A 16371-nucleotide genomic window follows, 5' to 3' on the forward strand; every position below is an offset into this window, starting at 1 on the left:
GTCGCGAGCTGCGAAGGCCACGAGAAGTGGCGTAGATGACGACTATCGCTAAGATTCAGACATGGGTTCGACCGTGTCGGTGCTGGCCTACGACGGGATGACGGCGTTCGAGGCCGGCATCGTCATCGAGGTGTTCGGCCTCGTGTGGCCCGACATCGATCAGCCCTGGTACGAGCTGAAGGTCTGCACCGAGACCCCCGACCCTATCCGGGTGATCGGCGGCGCGACCATGAGCAGCCCCTACGGCCTCGCCGACTTCGCCGCCGCCGACACGGTGGTGGTGCCCAGCGTCGCCGACCCGCGCGCCGCCACCTCGCCGGAGCTGATCGAGGCACTACGGCACGCGCATCGCAACGGGGCACGCATCGTGTCGATCTGCTCGGGTGCTTTCGCGCTCGCGGCGGCCGGGTTGTTGGACGGTCGCCGGGCCACCACGCACTGGCGATACGCCGACCTGCTGCGTGAGCGGTATCCCGCCGTGGTCGTCGACGCCGAACCGCTCTACACCGACGACGGCGACATCCTCACCAGTGCGGGCTGCGCGGCGGGCCTCGACCTGGCGCTGCACCTGGTGCGCACCGACATGGGCGCGTCCGTCGCGAACGCGGTCGCCCGCAGACTGGTGATCCAGCCGCACCGCACCGGCGGGCAGGCGCAGTACATCGAGTCCCCGATGCCGCCCGAACCCCTCGACGACCCGGTCGGCCGCAGCCTGGCCTGGGCCGCCGAACACATCCACGAGCCGCTCGGTGTCGCCGACCTCGCCCGGGTTGCCGGCCTGTCCCAGCGCACCTACCTGCGACATTTCGTTCGGTCCACCGGTACCACTCCGAGCAAATGGCTCACCACGCAACGTATTCAGGCCGCCCTCGCGATGCTCGAAACCAGCTATGCCCCGGTGGAGGAGATCGCCACGGCCGTCGGCTTCGCCACCGCGGTCACCTTCCGCCACCACTTCGCGAAGGCCTTGCACACCTCCCCCTCGGCATACCGCAACACCTTCCGAACCGCGCAAAGCAAAAGCCCCTCACCTGCCGGAACAGGTAAGGGGCTTGCTGGCGGTGGCGGAGGGATTTGAACCCTCGGACGGGGGTTACCCGTCACACGCTTTCGAGGCGTGCTCCTTAGGCCGCTCGGACACGCCACCGCCGACTACGGTACCGGATAGGGGGCTCGATCACTAAATCGGCTGGTCAGCGCTGGTTGCGGAAGAAGGTGTCGAGGAGGGCGACGCACTCGGATTCGAGGATTCCGGCGCGTACCTGAGGGCGGTGGTTGAGGCGGCGGTCGCGGACTACGTCCCACAGGGAGCCGACGGCGCCGGTCTTGGGTTCCCAGGCGCCGAAGATCACCTTCTCGACACGGGCGAGTACCAGCGCGCCCGCGCACATCGTGCACGGTTCCAAGGTGACGGCGAGGGTCGCGCCTTCGAGCCGCCAACCGTCGCCGTGGACGGCCGCGGCTTTTCGCAGGGCGAGGACTTCCGCGTGGGCGGTCGGGTCGCCGAGGGCTTCGCGGGCATTGGCCGCGCGGGCCAGCTCACGGCCCTGCGCATCGAAGACGACGGCGCCGACCGGCACATCGCGCGGGTCGGCGTCGGCGGCGGCCGCGAGCGCGGCGCGCAGCATGTCCTCGTCGGTCACTTCTGTAGTTTGTCCAGCACCGCCGCGTATTCGTCGGCGAAACCGAGGCGCTCGGCGATCAGTTTCAGCTGTTCGTCGGGGTAGAGATCGGTGTCGGCGAGGATCACGCTGAGCACCGGTTCGGGCAGGCCGAGGTCGGCGAGTACGCCGAGGTCGCCCTCTTCCCACGGTTCGATGTCGTCGAGCTCGTCGGGGTCGATGTCGGGGATCTCGACATTGAGTGCGTCGAGGACGTCGGCGGCGATGTCGTAGTCGATCGCGGCGGTCGCGTCGGAGACGAGCAGCCGGGTGCCGCTCGGCGCGGGCCGCAGCACGATGAAGAACTCGTCGTCGACGTCGAGCAGCCCGAACACCGCACCGGAGCTGCGCAATGCCTTCAATTCGGTCTCGGCGGTGGAGAGGTCGACGAGGGCGTGGTGGCTGAGAGGACTGCACCGCCACGTACCTTCTTCGCGGACCACCGCCACGGCGAACCCTTCGACGTCGAAGTCGTCATCCGACGCCGCCCTGTTCGTGCCCGAGCGCTGTGCTGCCATGGACCAAACGGTAGTCTGTCCCGCCCGTAATGATGAACTCGTGTGCCAATCTGTTCTCGTGAGTATCGACGAGCGTGGTGCCTTGTGTGTCCTCGGAACGGGTCTGATCGGCGGCTCCGTGCTGCGCGCGGCCGTGGACGCTGGGTACGAGGCGTTCGGATACAACCGGTCGGCCGACGGCGCTCAGGCCGCCCGGCTCGACGGTTTCGACGTGTCGGGTGAGCTACCCGAGGTGCTGAGCCGGGCCGCTGCCGGCGACGCGCTCGTGGTGCTCGCGGTGCCGATGCCCGCCGTCGCGCCGGTACTCGCGGAGGTCGCCGCCTATGCGCCGGAGTGTGCGCTGACCGATGTGGTCAGCGTGAAGGGGCCGGTGGCCGACGCGGTGCGCAAGCAGGGACTCGAGGCCCGGTACGTCGGCGGTCATCCGATGGCCGGTACGTCTGAATCCGGCTGGGCAGCAACCGATCCCGAGCTGTTCCGCGGCGCGGTGTGGGCTGTGGGCGTGGACGAGGGCACCCGGGTTGAGCCGTGGTCGCGGGTGGTTCGGCTGGCTTTGGACTGCGGTTCCGTCGTGGTTCCGGTCGTTGCCGAGGAACACGACCAGGCCGTCGCGCGGATCTCGCATCTGCCGCATGTGCTGGCCGAGGCGTTGGCCGCGGCCGGGGCGGGCGGCGGTGAGCTGGCGCTCGGGTTGGCGGCCGGTTCGTTCCGCGACGGGACCCGGGTAGCCGGCACCGCGCCCGACCTGGTTCGCGCGATCTGTGAACCGAATGCCGGGGCATTGGAACTGGTGCTCGACGAAACCATCGAGGCGCTGATCGCCGCGCGTGACGCTCTTCGCGCCGACGGCACGCTCGGCGAGGTTGTCGAGGCGGGTTACCGGGGGCGGTCGGCGTACGACAGCCGGGCGCAATGGGAGATCACGGGGGTGACGCCCGGCGCCGACGGCTGGCTCGACGAGCTGCGGCGTGCTGGCCGGCGCGGCGGGGTGCTGCGGGCGCTGTAGCCGGTCGCGACGGTTCTCTGGCCGCCGCGGCCGGGTCGATCAGGGCGGTCGGCGCCGGCAGGTGGCCGCCGGCGATGGGCGGCCGTTGCCGCGGTTCAGACGCGCTCGGCCAGGCCCGGATAGTCGAGGACGAACCCTTCCGGATCCACCTTCAACGTGGCGCTCGAAACCGGGGAAAGCACGTTGATGCCGTCGGCGGCACTCGAATAGGTGAGTTCGGCCTCCTGCACCAGCAGGTCGGGCAGACGCACGTAGACGACCGGCACCTGCACGTCACCGACGGCGTTCTGCAGGCAGAACCGGCGGATCGGCAGGGTGTTGAAGAACGGACTGAGCACCACATCCACATCGAGGGCGCCGGCGAAGGTCGAGCGCACGTGGGTGCCGCCCGCGTCGACGAGCCAGTAGTTCTCCTCGTCCCGCGAGACCGAGGCGTGGCGTTCACCGGCGGCGGTCGTGGTGCGCAGCGACAAACGCCTGGTGGCGCCCGCTTCGTCGGTGACCAGATCGTAGGAGGCGCTGAACGCCGGGTGCTCGTGGTTGGCGCTGCCGATCATCCGGCCCGCGGCCCTGATCCGGTTGCCGTTCACCGTCACCCGGACCGATTCCATCCGGGAGTTGTCGTGGGCTCGCCAGGTGAGCACCGCCGGCCACCGAGAGGCCGGTCTGTTCTCGGTGGGGCCTGCGGCCGGGCCCGGGGCTGGGGTCGTCACCTCTCTACGGTAAGCGACACCGGCCCCGGCGCTGTACAACACGAGCGCATCACACCAGCGAATCCCGCCAGGCGGCGTGCAGTCCGGCGAAGCGGCCCTGGCCTGCGATCAGCTCGGCCGGTGCGCCGTCCTCCACCACGCGGCCGCCGTCGAGCACCAGCACCCGGTCGGCAATGGCGACCGTGGACAGGCGATGCGCGATGATGACGGCCGTGCGGCCCCGCAGCAGCGTCTCCAGCGCACGCTGCACCAGGCGCTCACCGGGGATGTCGAGACTCGACGTCGCCTCGTCGAGCACGATCACCACCGGGTCGGCGAGGAACACCCTGGCGAAGGCGACCAGCTGACGCTGACCGGCCGATAATCGCCCGCCCCTGGTTCGCACGTCGGTGTCGTACCCGTCCGGCAGCGACCCGACGAACTGGTCGAGCCCGACCGCACGGGCCGCCGCCCGCACCTCGGCATCGGTGGCCGACGGCCTGCCGAGCCGGATGTTGTCGGCGATCGTGCCGGAGAACAGGTACGCCTCCTGCGTGATCATCACGACGTGCCTGCGCAGTTCGGCGTCGGCCAGTTCGCGCAGGTCGACACCGTCGAGGGTGATGGTGCCGCCGGACGGGTCGTAGAACCGGGTGAGCAGCTTGGCCAGCGTCGACTTGCCCGCCCCCGTGGCACCGACCAGTGCGACGATCTGCCCGGCCGGGATGTCGAGGTCGAATTCCGGCAGCACCGGCGAGGCCGCGTCGTAGCCGAACCACACCTTGTCCATCCGCACCGCACCGGTGGGATGTTCGACGGTGACCGGCTCGACCGGTTCCGCGACCGCCGGTTCCTCCTCGAGCACACCGGAGATCTTCTCCAGCGCTGCCGCGGCCGACTGGTAGGAGTTGAACACCTGGGCCAGCTCGTCGAGCGGTCCGAAGAACTGGTCGAGGTAGAGCAGGTAGGCCGCGAGCACACCGATGGCCAGGTTGCCCTCCATCACCTGCCAGGACCCGACGAGCAGCACGACCACGGTTGTCACCTTGCCGATGAAGTTCGACAGGCCCACGTAGTCGCCGACGCCGCGCATCGCGGTGGTCGTCGCCTTCTGGTACGCCGCGTCCTCGACGCCGAGCACTTCCTGGTTGCGGTGTTCGCGCCGGAACGCCTGCACCGCCCGCATGCCGCTCATCGATTCGACGAACTGCACGACCACCCTGGCGATCGCGCCACGGGTCCGCCGGTAACCCGCCCGCTGACGCCGCTGCGCCCACCGGGTGACGAACACCAGCGGCACGAACCCGAGCAGCACGATGGCCGCGAGCATCGGGTCGAGCCAGACGAGCAGGACGGCGATGGTGACCACCGAGAGCAGCGCGCTCGCCGCCTGGTTCAGCGCGCCTTCCAGCAGATCCTGCAAGGCCTCGATGTCGCTGGTGAGCCGGGTGACGACCTTGCCCGAGGTGTATTTCTCGTGGAACGACACACTCAACCGCTGGGTGTGCGCGAAGGTGCGCACCCGCAGGTCGAACAGCACCCGCTGGCTCAGCGCTCCGGCCGCGCGCAGGAAGGCGAAGGTGGTGAGACCCGACAGCACCGTCACCGCGATGAACCCGGCGACGGTCGCGATCAACGGCGTCCAGTTCCCTTGGCGCCCTTGGGTTATGCCGTGGTCGAGCCCGTAGGCGATGAACAACGGCACCGACACCTTCGCCGCGTTGTCCAGCACGATCAGGACGAAGGTGAGGACGGCCAGCTTGCGGTAGGGCCGGACCAGATCGAGCAGCAGTCTGCGGGAACGGCCGGCGAGCACCACGTTTCCGGTGCCGGTGACGGCGTCGTCCTCCTTGGCGATACCGCGCCAGTCGGCCGCCTGATCCTGTTGTGGTTCAACTGTTTCGGTGGTGGTCATCAGGCACCGCCCATCAGTTCGCGGTAGTGGCGGCTGGTGCGAAGCAGCTTGTCGTGGGTGCCCTCGGCGACGATACGTCCGTCGGCGAGCAGCGCCACCCGGTCGGCCAGTGCGGCGGTGGACGGGCGGTGCGCCACCAGCAGGGTCGTCGCACCGGAGAGCACCGCGCGCAGCCGATCCTGCACGCGCTCCTCGGTCTCCACGTCCAGCGCGGAGAGCGGGTCGTCGAGCACCATGATCCGGCCCTCGTCGGCATCGGCCGCGCCGGTGAGCACCGCCCTGGCCAGCGCGAGCCGTTGCCGCTGCCCGCCGGACAGGCTCATGCCCTGCTCGCCGATCCTGGTGTCGAGCCCCCACGGCAGCGCGTCGACGAACTCGGTAGCCTGGGCGATGTCGAGCGCGCGGCGCACGTCGTCGTCGGTGGCGCTCGGGTCGCCGAGGGCCACGTTCTCGCGCACGCTCGCCGAGAACAGCACCGGTTCCTCGAAGGCGACCGTCACCACCCGGCGCAGGTCGGCCAATCGCAGCGTGGCGATGTCGACGTCGTCGATGGTGATGCGCCCGGCGTTCACGTCGTAGAGGCGCGGAATCAGCTCGAGCAGTGCGGTTTTGCCACTACCGGTCGCACCGACGAGCGCGACCGTCTCGCCCGGCCTGATCCGCAGCGAGACATCCTCCAGCACAGCGTTTTCCGGACCGCCGTCGACGCGCGGGTAGCCGAACCGGACGCCCTCGATCACCAGTTCGCCGCGCACCGGCACGGGCAGGGCGGCCGGGTCCGGCGGATCGGCGATATCAAGCGGGGTGTCGATGATCTCCCAGTACCGGTCGGCGGCGGTGCGTGCCTCGAACAGCTCCGACAGCAGGAAGCCGAGCCAGATCACCGGCCACTGCAGGAACGTTTCCAGCGTGACGGCGGCGACCAGGGTGCCGATGGTCATGGAACCCTGCGCCACCGCGCATCCGCCGACACCGAGCGACAGCGCGATCGCGATGGTCGGCAGCGCGACCAGCGCCGACCACAGCGTGGCGTCCAGGTGCACCTTCGTCAGCTCGGTGCGTTGCAGCTCGCGCGACAGAGCGGTGAAGCGGGCGCCGAAGAATTGGCCGCGGCCGAGCGCCTTGAGCACCCGCACGCCTTGCGCGGATTCCTGGGCGATGGTCGCCAGGTCTCCCGCCTGGTCCTGGGAGCGGCGCGAGGCCACCTCGAACCGGCGGACGAAACGCGCGCAGTACACGGTGAGCGGCAGGCAGGTCACCGTGAAGATCAGCCCCACCTGCCAATTCAGCACGAACAAGGCGATGAGCCCGACGGGCGCGATCACCGAGTTGACGATGAGGAAGGGCCCGGCGAACGCGACGAACCGGCGCAGCGCCGACATGTCGTCGATCGCACGCGAGAGCAGCTGACCGGACTGCCACCCGTCGTGACGGCCGATCGACAGCGCCTGCAGCTTCGCGAACAGCTTTGCGCGCATGGTGATTTCGAATGTCGTCGCCGGTTTGGACACCAACCAGCGTCTGCCCCACATGCCGAACGATTCGAGTGCGCCGAGCAGGAACACGAACGCGACCGGCACGAGCAGGCCCGCGAAATCGCGGCGGGCGATCGGTCCGTCGATGATGCGGGCGATGACCAGCGGTGTCACCACCGCGGTCGCGGCCATCATGATGGCCAGCAGGTTCGCCAGGATCAGCGGAACCCGGTACGGCTTCAGGTAGGGCAGGAACCGGCGCAGCGAGCGCATACCCCCGCGCGCCGGCTGTGTGGGCTGCCCGGAACTGTCGGCCTCCGATTCGGCGACCGCCAGTTCTGATGTGACAGACAAAGACTCCCCCTCGGGTCCGGTTGGATGGTTGGTTACCGGAACGGACTCCCAGACGATGTTCGCATCGGGGTCCGACAAGTAGGCCCTTCCAGAGTCGCACCGGACCCCCGTTCCCGGCCACCGATTTTTCTGCCGGACGAAAGCATCCACAGCCGTGCACAGTCCCGGCCGCTACGCCCTCTGCCGCTGTTCAGCGGCCCGATACAATGCCGCAGGCGCGAGAAGTGGGTGGTCGCGCGTTCCGACAAGCACAGGAGGACTGTTGACGCGGATGGTCGGGTTGTTCGCCGGGATCGGCGGGCTGGAACTCGGCCTCGGCAGACACGGATGGTCCACCGAGTTGCTGTGTGAGATCGATCCGGGCGCGCAGGGCGTGCTCGCCGCGCGCTTTCCCGAAACACCTCTGCACGCCGACATCACCCGCCTGCGTTCGCTGCCCGCGCGCACCGAACTGGTCGCGGCGGGGTTCCCGTGCCAGGACCTCTCCCAGGCCGGGCGCACCGCGGGTATCACCGGTCGCCGTTCCGGGTTGGTCGACGAGGTGTTCCGGCTGGTCCGGCGGCAGCGTGGGCCGCGCTGGCTGCTGATCGAGAACGTGCCGTTCATGCTCCAGCTGGGTCGTGGTGCGGCGATGCGCCACATCACCACCGCCCTGGAGGAACTCGGATACACCTGGGCCTACCGGGTGGTCGACGGTCGCGCGTTCGGCCTGCCGCAACGGCGCCAGCGCGTGCTGATGCTCGCCTCCCGCACCGAGGACCCGCGCCAGGTGCTGTTCGGTGACGACGCGGGCCCGCGCGACTACGGCGACCCCGACCGCGACCCGTGCGGCTTCTACTGGACCGAGGGCGTGCGCGGCCTCGGCTGGGTGGTGAACGCGGTGCCGACCTTGAAGGGTGGTTCCGGGCTCGGTATCGCCAGCCCGCCCGCGGTGCGGCTTCCGGCGGGCGAGATCGTCACCCCTGGCATCATCGATGGGGAACGATTACAGGGTTTTGATGCCGAGTGGACCGCGCCCGCGCTCGACGTGCCGGGTGTGCGGCAGGGGCATCGGTGGAAGCTGGTCGGCAACGCGGTGAGTGTGCGGATGGCGAACTGGGTGGGTGAGCGGCTGGCCGCGCCGTTGGAACCGCTCACCGTCGGTGCGCCGCTGCGGCCGGGCGCACCGTGGCCGAGTGCGGCGTGGGGGCGTGCGGGCGTGGTACATCAGGTGCCGCTGTCGACGTGGCCGGTCCACGAGCCCTATGAGGATCTGAAGAACTTCCTCACCGAACCGCGACTACTCTCCCCGCGGGCCACCGCCGGGTTTCTGCGACGAACGTCCATGGGCAACTTGCGTTTTCCACCCGGATTCCTCGACGACGTGCGCGACCATCTCGATCGCATGGGCGGCTGGGCGGCATGACCGGGCGGCGGGTCCACGGAGACGACGCTGCGCGGTCGGCACCCGTCACCGACGCGGCGACCAGCGCGCGGATGTCGCGCCAGCGCCGTGCCCACACCGCTCCCGAACTCGCCCTACGACGCGAGCTGCACCGCGCGGGCCTGCGCTATTTCGTCGACCGCGCGCCGATCAAGGGCCAGCGCAGGCGCGCCGATGTAATTTTCCCACGCCGTCGCGTCGCCGTGTATGTCGACGGCTGCTTCTGGCATCGGTGTCCCGAACACGCGACCGATCCGAAGAACAATGCCGAGTGGTGGGCGCAGAAGCTGGCGGGCAATGTGGCACGCGATCGCGCTACCGATGCCGCGTTGAGGGAGGCGGGCTGGCAGGTGGTGCGGGTGTGGGAACACGAGGACCCGCGGGTCGTCGCCCAGCAGATCGTCGCGTTGGTTCGCGGGACTGGTTGATCGGGGTTCGACCATCGTCCGAGAATGCCCGGTGACCGGCGCGCTTGGTCAGCGGCGGTAGGGCGAGCGGTCGGCGCGGACGCGGACCAGGGAACGGGGTGCGTTGGCGGCGGCGTAGCCGGAGACCACCATCGCCAGGATCGTGGCGAAGCCGGCCAGTGCGATCACGTAGCTCATCTAAGACCTTCCGGTTGGTTGCATCGCCCAGCTTGCCCGTCCAACCTGACAACAACCTGTGCGCCCTGTGATGAAACCGCGTGTGACGCCGTCACACACCCCGTTCTCCCACCTACTCCACGGTGATCTTCACCGTATGACCTCCCACCTTCGCGGGCAGCTTCGTCGTGTCGACCACCAGCACCTCACCGGTGTCCTGTAATCCGTTGGCCAGCGTCTTCGGCTTCAACCCGAACGGCGGCTGCTCGCCGGTGCTCGCGGCGAGACCGAAGTCGCTGTCGTTGGCGATGTAGATGGTCTTGCCGCCGTCGAGCGAGGCGATGCCCTCGATCTTGTCGTGGCCGAAGAACCTGCCCTTGTCGTCGAGCGCGGTGACCAGGGCAGCCAGGTCGAGATTGCTCTTCTTCTCCACCGTGGTGATACCCGACTTCTTCAGTGCGGCAACCGCGTCGGCGGTCGGGACGGTGCCGATCAGGGTTTCGATCGGCTTGCCGTCGATCAGCAGACCGCCCTGCTCGGCGTCGTACCGGGCGCCCGCGAGGGTGGAGTGGGGGCCGACGTCGGTAGCGCCCGCGATGTCGATCGTCCAGATCTTCTTGTTCGCCTCGGGCGCCAGGTTCCCGTCACGTTCGGCGACCAGGAAGGTCGTCGCGCTCAGCGCTGTGATCTCGGAGACCGCGACCTTGTTCTGCTTCGGGTTCTCCAGCGGGTACAGGAATTCCTTCTGCACCTTGGTCTTCAGGTCGACGGTGACGATCCGGGCGAACGGCACCTCCTTGGCAGAGCCGTCGAGACCAGGTGTCTTCAGCGCGCTCTGCACCATGCCTACCAGCGTGCTGCCGTCCGGGGTGATGGTGAGTCCTTCCATGCCCTGGTTGGGGCTGCGCAGGGCGATCTCCTTCGGCAGCCCGGTGCCGGGCGCCAGCCGTTCGATCTCGGTGCCGTCGGCGGCGAAGTGCACCAGGAACGGTCCGTATTCGTCCGATACCCAGAACGTGCCGTCGGCAAGGGCGACAAGGCCTTCCGGGTCGAGGCCGTGGTCGGTGGCCGGCAGCACGGTGCCCGCGAGATCTTTGATGGTTTCGCCGGTACTGGCCGCCGAATCGACCTGGCCGTTGAACGGGACGCCCGCCCGGTTGCGCAGCTCGATGCTCGACTGCAGCACGGCCTTGCTGCCGACCAGCTTGAACTTGCCGATCTTCGGCACGAACGTCGGTGTGGGCGAGAGCTTCTCGTTCTTTCCCGGGCCGTCGACATTGGGGCCGCGGTCGGTGAGACCGTAGAACTCGTCGGTGGTGCCCGGCACCGGCGTCCACGCCGACCCGAAACCGCTGCCCTGCACCGTGGTCCCGCCGAATTCACCGAGCACCGGGATGTCGGTGGTGTACAGCCGGACCGCGTCGCTGGTGGTCACGGTGAACTGGTCGAGCCCGGAGTAGCCGGCGACCGGTGTGTACACGTAGGACCCGTCGGTCTTGCGGGTGAGGTTGCCGTGCTCGGGCTCCATGCTCACGCCGAGCACCGCGTCCCCACCCACGCTCGCCACGAGTTCGTCCAGCGAGATCACCAACGACTGGTCCTTCGCCGTGGTGAAGTCGGGATCGGAGCCGGGCGTCGAGCAGGCCGCCGTGACGGCGGCGGCACACAGCGCGGCCGTGAGCGGGAAAAGACGAAGAGCTGGTCGTGCGTTCATCCGCCTTGCGTACCGCGCGCAACCGACCAGCAGACGACCGGGAAATGAATTGTCCTCCCGCAGCCGGTGCCCCATTCTGGCCACCATGACAACAACCCGGTTCAACATTTCCTCTGCCTCCGACTTCGAAGATGTCGTCGGGTATTCGCGTGCCGTGCGGGTGGGCAACCATGTGCTGGTCAGCGGCACGACGGCGGCGCTGCCAGGTGGGGGCGCGGTCGGTGGCGACGATATCGGCGCCCAGACCCGCGAGATCCTCGCGCGGATCGCCACCGCACTCGACCAGGCGGGCGCGAGTGTGCGCGATGTGGTGCGGACCAGGATGTTCGTCACTGATATCTCCCGTTGGCCGGAGGTCGCGGCCGCGCACGCCGAAGTGTTCGGCGATATCCGGCCCGCGGCGTCGATGTACGAGGTCACCGCGTTGATCGCGCCCGGGCTGCTGGTGGAGATCGAAGCCGATGCGATCGTCGCCGGCTGATCGTCGCATCACGGGCACTTCGCGCCCCGGGCGTCGACGGCGAAAAGTGCACAGTTGTCCACAGGTTTCGAGTTATCCACAGCCCGGGTCGAGGGCGTCGTGAACGCCGGTGTCGCGCGCACCGAACTACTACCCTCGATCTCGTGACCAGCGAAATGGCAACGCCCACCGACCTGTTGGCTCAGGTCTCCGCTTCCACCGCGCGTCTCGGAGCCTCGATCGACGCGCTCGGCGAATCGGCCCTGGCCGAGCCGTCCCAGCTGCCCGGCTGGACCCGCGGCCATGTCGTCGCCCACGTGTCCCGCAATGCGGACAGCTTGCTGAACCTGCTGCTGTGGGCGCACACCGGCATCGAGATCCCGCAGTATCCGAGCGTGGCGGTGCGCGACGCCGACATCGAAACCGGTGCGGGCCGCGCGCCCGACGTGCAGCGGGCCGACTTCGCCGCGTCGGCTCATCGCTGGCAGGCCTTGGCCACCACCATGTCCGCCGCCGACTGGGCGGCCGAGGTCCGCAACCGCCAGGGCGGCACCCTCACCGCCGACATCGTCCCGTGGATGCGTTTGCGCGAAACCGAGATCCACCACGTCGACCTCGGCGTCGGCTACACCCCCGCCGACTGGCCGAAGGAATTCGTCGCCCGCCTGCTCCCCGAAACCGTCGCCGACCTGTCGGCCAAGGTCCACCCCGAAGCCACCCCGACCTTCGACATCCAAGCCACCGACACCGACTTCATCGCCACCATCGGCCCCGACCGCCCCCACCACACCGTCCTGGGCCCCGCCACGTCCCTCCTGGCCTGGCTCCTGGGCCGCACCCCCGGCACCGACCTGACCGGCCCCCTCCCCCCACTCCCCGCCTGGAAATAACCACACAAAAAAAAATCCGCCTCCTACCGGGGATACCGATAGGAGGCGGATTGTTGTGCGCCCGAAGGGATTCGAACCCCTAACCTCTGGATACTTTCCGCCGTATGTACTTGTCTGCCCCTGTCCGCTTAGTCTACTGCCGCGCAACGCTTCTCGGCCAGAAGGCGCAGCAATCGTCCCGGCAAGTCCGCGCCAGTCCGGGGACGTTTGTAAGAGGAAAGTACGGAACGAGTTCACTGCGTACGGTGCCGCCTGCGTGAAAGTGACAGATTCTACGACGTCGGACGGGCAGCCTCGACTACCACGCCCGCCTCCCCATACGACCGGCTTTATGGCCCGACAGCCCGGGGGCTCGTTGACACACCGGCGGGGGCAACCGAAAATTGAGTACAGTCGGCTCAAGATACTACCGCAGCAATTCGTGAATGCCGTTCCACGACACAACATGTTGCGGTAGATGATTCTGTCGCCCACTAGGTGTAGTGTTTGTGTTGCCACAGACCTTGAAAAGGAACGAGCCCCAACGGGGGCACCCGGCTGAGGCTCGTTCGGTATTGCACTTCGTGGTGGTTGTGCCCTCCGAACATACCTCAACCAGCGCGAACCGGTCCGATACCGGTTCATGCTGCCGGGTTGGCATATCAATAGGAGGACAGATGGCTCGCAACGAGCGTCACGTCACGAAGAATCCAGGCGGCGGCTGGGATGTCGTCAAGCCGAACGCCAGCCGTCCGAGCGGGCACGCCGATACTCAGGCGGAAGCCGTCGGCATCGCTAAGCGCATCCTCGGCAACGACGGGGGTGGTGAGGCCGTAATTCACCGGCCCAATGGACAGATTCGCGGATCGGATACCGTCCAGCCGGGGAACGATCCGCACCCTCCCAAGGGGTGACGCCATGCCGACGAAGCGCCTCACGATCCTCCTCGGTTCGGTGAAGTAGCTCGTCATCGCTCCAAAGCCTCGGCAACAGTTAGAGGCACCACAAAGACCCCCGTCTACTCGGCGGGGGTCTTTGCATACGGCCCCCTCGACTGGACCGCCCTGTTCGGCGAGGCGGCTGGCCCTGACAGTCCGGTGTTCGGCAATCGTGATGGCGGGTGGATGAGTCTCGCGAATCTGCGGCGCTCGCTGCGGGCTGCATTGCCCGACGAACTCCAGTGGGTGACCCCGTACAGCTTCCGCCGAACGGTGGCGACGGTGGTCCGCAACGAACTCGGGGCGACGCAGGCTCAGGCTCAGTTGTCCCATGCTCAGCTCGCTACGACCGAACAGCACTACCTCGAACGCCAGACCCAAGGTCCCGATTTCCGGAGCACCCTCGACCGGTTCGCCGAGGGAAAGTAACGGGTCGTTTGTAAGGGGAAAGTAAGTGATCCTGTCCGGATTGTCCGGAAACGTAATCCGCCTCCTACCGGCTGACGCTGGTAGGAGGCGGATTGTTGTGCGCCCGAAGGGATTCGAACCCCTAACCTCTTGATCCGTAGTCAAGTGCTCTATCCGTTGAGCTACGGGCGCATGGTCTTCAGTTGTACCGGCGAACCGGTGTGGCGGAGGCGAGAGGATTTGAACCTCCGGTCCCCGTGAAGGGACAACTCATTAGCAGTGAGTCCCATTCGGCCGCTCTGGCACGCCTCCTGGAGCCTTCTCTTTCGAGGGCACCGGTCCTTGTCGAACCGCCGGGAATGAAGATTACACGAGCAGTCGTAGGAGTCCAAAACGCCTGGTCAGCTAGCGTAAATTGCTGTCGAACCAGTCGTAGATGCGGGTCTGGGAATCGATGCGGATGGCGGCGGCAGCGTCGTCGTCGGGGTCGGGGCGGTCGGCGCGGTGACGCAGGCCGGGGTAGGTGACGGTGAGACTGGCCACATTCGCGCGGGCGGTGGCGTCGCGGAGCTGGTCGACGGCCTCGGGTGGGGTGGCGGGATCGTCGGCACCGAACAGGCCGAGCCAGGGGGCTTGCAGGCTGGGGGCCACCTCCACCAGTGAGGTGCGCTGGTCGGGGAGCGGGTCGACGATGCCGGCGGCGGCCACGCTCACGGCGGCGCCGATGGGTCGGTTGGTGGCCACCAGGAAGGCAGCCGTGCCCGCGGTGTCGAAACCGAGGACGCCGATGGTGTCGGGGAAGACACCGCGGCGGGTGAGCCAGTCGAAGCCCGCGTCGAAGTCGGCGAACAGTTCGTCGCCGAACACCTCGTGGACGTCGTCGTCGGGGAGACGATCGAACAGGTGCGGGGCGACGACGATCCAGCCCTCCTGGGCAAGCGATCGCATGAGCTCGACGAGCTGGGGCGGGAACTCCCGCGATTCGTGCAGGACGACGATGCCGCCGCGCGCCGTTCGTTCCGGCTCGACGACGGTGATCGGCACCGAGGTGCGCGCGCTGGTTTCGGCACCACCCGGTTCACCGGCGGACTCCACCGGCCGCAGTGGGGCGACATCGTTGTAAGTGCCCGGCATATTCCCAGCGTAGGCGGCAGAACTGGTCTTGGGTAGGGTGAAGCGGTGACCGCGCGTATCCGGCCCGACCTGGCCACCATTCCCGCCTATGTTCCCGGCCGTACCCACCCGGACGCGGTGAAGCTCGCCTCGAACGAGACGACGTTCGGCCCGCTGCCGAGCGCGGCGAAGGCGATCGCGGCGGCGGCGGAGCAGGCCAACCGGTACCCCGACAACCAGGTCACCGAGTTGCGGGCGGCGCTGGCCGAATTCCTCGGTGTGAGCGTTGCCAACGTTGCGGTCGGCTGCGGCAGCGTGGCGCTGTGCCAGGAACTCGTGCAGATCACCTGCGATGCCAGGACCGACGAGGTGGTGTTCGCGTGGCGCTCGTTCGAGGCGTACCCGATCGTCACCCAGGTGGGCAATGCCACCTCGGTGCCGGTGCCGCTGACCGCCGATCATCGCCACGACCTGGACGCGATGGCCGACGCGATCACGGAACGAACCAAGTTGATCTTCGTCTGCAACCCGAACAATCCGACGGGCACGGCGCACCAACGCGCCGAGCTGGAGCGTTTCCTCGATCGGGTGCCCCCACACGTGCTGGTGGTGCTCGACGAGGCGTATTTCGAGTACCTGCGGCTGCCGGAGACCGACGGTATCGAGATCGGCCGCACCCGACCCAATGTCGTCGTACTGCGGACGTTCTCGAAGGCGTACGGCCTGGCCGGGTTGCGCGTGGGTTACGCCGTGGGCGATCCCGAGGTGATCACCGCGCTGCTGAAGGTGCACATCCCGTTCAGCGTGAACCGGGTGGCCCAGGCGGCCGCGATCGCCTCGTTGGAGGCGCACGGCGAGCTGCTCGATCGCACCGACGTGCTCATCACCCAGCGGGCGCGGGTGCGCGACGCACTGCTGGCGGCCGGGTACGAGGTGCCGCCGAGTGAGGCCAATTTCGTCTGGCTGCCGCTCGGGGCGCGCAGCCTGGAATTCGCCGAGGCGAGCGCTGCTGCGGGTGTGCTGGTTCGACCCTTCGCCGGTGACGGCGTGCGCGTGACTATCGGCGACCCGCACGAGAACGAGTGTTTCCTCGCCTTCGCCACCGCACCGGAGACGGCGCTCCGCTTCCGCTGACCGCTGCGCCACTTGCCTTTTCGGGCGTAAAGATGGACGACCGACCGATTACGTCGCGTCCGTCGCGGCCCCATCTCATAACCGCGCCCTCACCTCGGGTTGTTTGG

16 protein-coding genes, 3 tRNA genes and 1 pseudogene are annotated in these 16371 nt (G+C 68.2%); 9 read left to right on the forward strand and 11 right to left on the reverse strand.

The window, feature by feature from the left end:
• The first annotated feature begins 61 nt into the window (after positions 1–61).
• Positions 62–1078, forward strand: a complete 1017-nt coding sequence (locus ACWEVR_RS06455; protein WP_452466078.1) for a GlxA family transcriptional regulator — start codon at positions 62–64, stop codon at positions 1076–1078.
• Here ACWEVR_RS06455 and ACWEVR_RS06460 read toward each other — a convergent pair.
• The 3 genes from ACWEVR_RS06460 to ACWEVR_RS06470 form a co-directional block, all read right to left on the reverse strand.
• Positions 1057–1147 (reverse strand) — tRNA-Ser (locus ACWEVR_RS06460). The genes ACWEVR_RS06455 and ACWEVR_RS06460 overlap by 22 nt on opposite strands.
• A 46-nt stretch (positions 1148–1193) precedes the next feature.
• On the reverse strand, positions 1194–1628 hold the full coding sequence (locus ACWEVR_RS06465; RefSeq protein ID WP_084457211.1) for a nucleoside deaminase: 435 nt from the start codon (positions 1626–1628) through the stop codon (positions 1194–1196).
• 11 nt (positions 1629–1639) lie between these two features.
• Entirely contained in the window at positions 1640–2179 is a 540-nt protein-coding gene (locus ACWEVR_RS06470; protein ID WP_452466079.1) for a tRNA adenosine deaminase-associated protein, read from the reverse strand.
• Between the two features lie 40 nt (positions 2180–2219).
• Between ACWEVR_RS06470 and ACWEVR_RS06475 the strand changes: the two genes are divergently transcribed.
• Positions 2220–3185 carry a prephenate dehydrogenase gene (locus tag ACWEVR_RS06475; protein ID WP_452466080.1) on the forward strand — a complete coding sequence of 322 codons (966 nt, stop codon included), beginning with the start codon at positions 2220–2222 and terminating at the stop codon, positions 3183–3185.
• A 95-nt stretch (positions 3186–3280) separates the two neighbouring features.
• On the opposite strand, the gene ACWEVR_RS06480 is transcribed toward ACWEVR_RS06475, so the two are convergent.
• Genes ACWEVR_RS06480 through ACWEVR_RS06490 form a run of 3 tightly spaced genes read right to left on the reverse strand, consistent with a single transcriptional unit; the run spans position 3281 to position 7621 of the window.
• On the reverse strand, positions 3281–3898 hold the full coding sequence (locus ACWEVR_RS06480) for a putative glycolipid-binding domain-containing protein (RefSeq protein ID WP_452466081.1): 618 nt from the start codon (positions 3896–3898) through the stop codon (positions 3281–3283).
• A 49-nt stretch (positions 3899–3947) separates the two neighbouring features.
• On the reverse strand, positions 3948–5792 hold the full coding sequence (locus ACWEVR_RS06485; protein ID WP_452466082.1) for an ABC transporter ATP-binding protein: 1845 nt from the start codon (positions 5790–5792) through the stop codon (positions 3948–3950).
• Positions 5792–7621, reverse strand: coding sequence for an ABC transporter ATP-binding protein (locus ACWEVR_RS06490; protein WP_452466083.1), 1830 nt, complete (start codon positions 7619–7621; stop codon positions 5792–5794). Before ACWEVR_RS06490 ends, ACWEVR_RS06485 begins: the two co-directional genes overlap by 1 nt.
• A 271-nt stretch (positions 7622–7892) precedes the next feature.
• Between ACWEVR_RS06490 and ACWEVR_RS06495 the strand changes: the two genes are divergently transcribed.
• Positions 7893–9026 (forward strand): DNA cytosine methyltransferase, encoded by a 1134-nt coding sequence (locus ACWEVR_RS06495; protein WP_452466168.1) that lies wholly within the window; start codon positions 7893–7895, stop codon positions 9024–9026.
• Positions 9023–9472 (forward strand): very short patch repair endonuclease, encoded by a 450-nt coding sequence (locus ACWEVR_RS06500; protein WP_452466084.1) that lies wholly within the window; start codon positions 9023–9025, stop codon positions 9470–9472. The genes ACWEVR_RS06495 and ACWEVR_RS06500 overlap by 4 nt, the downstream gene beginning before the upstream one ends.
• A gap of 48 nt (positions 9473–9520) precedes the next feature.
• Here the strand turns inward: ACWEVR_RS06500 and ACWEVR_RS06505 are convergent, their stop codons facing one another.
• Positions 9521–9649: a hypothetical protein gene (locus tag ACWEVR_RS06505; RefSeq protein WP_452466085.1), complete on the reverse strand. Its 129-nt coding sequence runs from the start codon at positions 9647–9649 to the stop codon at positions 9521–9523.
• A 112-nt stretch (positions 9650–9761) separates the two neighbouring features.
• Positions 9762–11342: an esterase-like activity of phytase family protein gene (locus tag ACWEVR_RS06510; RefSeq protein WP_452466086.1), complete on the reverse strand. Its 1581-nt coding sequence runs from the start codon at positions 11340–11342 to the stop codon at positions 9762–9764.
• 85 nt (positions 11343–11427) lie between these two features.
• Between ACWEVR_RS06510 and ACWEVR_RS06515 the strand changes: the two genes are divergently transcribed.
• The 4 genes and pseudogenes from ACWEVR_RS06515 to ACWEVR_RS06530 all read left to right on the forward strand — a co-directional run.
• Positions 11428–11823, forward strand: a complete 396-nt coding sequence (locus tag ACWEVR_RS06515) for a RidA family protein (protein ID WP_452466087.1) — start codon at positions 11428–11430, stop codon at positions 11821–11823.
• Positions 11824–11966: 143 nt separating this feature from the next.
• Positions 11967–12692, forward strand: coding sequence for a maleylpyruvate isomerase family mycothiol-dependent enzyme (locus ACWEVR_RS06520; RefSeq protein WP_452466088.1), 726 nt, complete (start codon positions 11967–11969; stop codon positions 12690–12692).
• A gap of 656 nt (positions 12693–13348) precedes the next feature.
• Positions 13349–13585: a DUF2188 domain-containing protein gene (locus ACWEVR_RS06525; RefSeq protein WP_452466089.1), complete on the forward strand. Its 237-nt coding sequence runs from the start codon at positions 13349–13351 to the stop codon at positions 13583–13585.
• Positions 13586–13723: 138 nt separating this feature from the next.
• Positions 13724–14038 (forward strand): annotated as a pseudogene (locus ACWEVR_RS06530) (site-specific integrase); the annotation flags it as partial.
• Between the two features lie 98 nt (positions 14039–14136).
• On the opposite strand, the gene ACWEVR_RS06535 reads toward ACWEVR_RS06530, so the two are convergent.
• From ACWEVR_RS06535 to ACWEVR_RS06545, 3 genes are all read right to left on the reverse strand, one after another.
• Positions 14137–14209 (reverse strand) — tRNA-Arg (locus tag ACWEVR_RS06535).
• Between the two features lie 30 nt (positions 14210–14239).
• Positions 14240–14329: transfer RNA gene (locus ACWEVR_RS06540), tRNA-Ser, on the reverse strand.
• A 93-nt stretch (positions 14330–14422) separates the two neighbouring features.
• On the reverse strand, positions 14423–15151 hold the full coding sequence (locus ACWEVR_RS06545) for a dienelactone hydrolase family protein (RefSeq protein ID WP_067494737.1): 729 nt from the start codon (positions 15149–15151) through the stop codon (positions 14423–14425).
• A gap of 45 nt (positions 15152–15196) precedes the next feature.
• Here ACWEVR_RS06545 and hisC point away from each other — a divergent pair, with 45 nt between their 5' ends.
• A complete protein-coding gene (gene hisC / locus ACWEVR_RS06550) occupies positions 15197–16264 on the forward strand; it encodes a histidinol-phosphate transaminase (RefSeq protein WP_452466090.1) in 1068 nt (355 codons plus the stop codon).
• Positions 16265–16371 lie beyond the last annotated feature (107 nt).

The sequence above is a fragment of the Nocardia sp. NPDC003979 genome (assembly GCF_053605015.1).

Excerpts from the sequence above, each read along its gene's own strand:
- ACWEVR_RS06455 (WP_452466078.1), top strand. The coding sequence starts at position 62 with ATGGGTTCGACCGTGTCGGTGCTGGCCTACGACGGGATGACGGCGTTC.
- ACWEVR_RS06465 (WP_084457211.1), bottom strand. The coding sequence starts at position 1,628 with ATGCTGCGCGCCGCGCTCGCGGCCGCCGCCGACGCCGACCCGCGCGAT.
- ACWEVR_RS06470 (WP_452466079.1), bottom strand. The coding sequence starts at position 2,179 with ATGGCAGCACAGCGCTCGGGCACGAACAGGGCGGCGTCGGATGACGAC.
- ACWEVR_RS06485 (WP_452466082.1), bottom strand. The coding sequence starts at position 5,792 with ATGACCACCACCGAAACAGTTGAACCACAACAGGATCAGGCGGCCGAC.
- ACWEVR_RS06495 (WP_452466168.1), top strand. The coding sequence starts at position 7,893 with ATGGTCGGGTTGTTCGCCGGGATCGGCGGGCTGGAACTCGGCCTCGGC.
- ACWEVR_RS06500 (WP_452466084.1), top strand. The coding sequence starts at position 9,023 with ATGACCGGGCGGCGGGTCCACGGAGACGACGCTGCGCGGTCGGCACCC.
- ACWEVR_RS06505 (WP_452466085.1), bottom strand. The coding sequence starts at position 9,649 with ATGAGCTACGTGATCGCACTGGCCGGCTTCGCCACGATCCTGGCGATG.
- ACWEVR_RS06510 (WP_452466086.1), bottom strand. The coding sequence starts at position 11,342 with ATGAACGCACGACCAGCTCTTCGTCTTTTCCCGCTCACGGCCGCGCTG.
- ACWEVR_RS06515 (WP_452466087.1), top strand. The coding sequence starts at position 11,428 with ATGACAACAACCCGGTTCAACATTTCCTCTGCCTCCGACTTCGAAGAT.
- ACWEVR_RS06525 (WP_452466089.1), top strand. The coding sequence starts at position 13,349 with ATGGCTCGCAACGAGCGTCACGTCACGAAGAATCCAGGCGGCGGCTGG.
- ACWEVR_RS06545 (WP_067494737.1), bottom strand. The coding sequence starts at position 15,151 with ATGCCGGGCACTTACAACGATGTCGCCCCACTGCGGCCGGTGGAGTCC.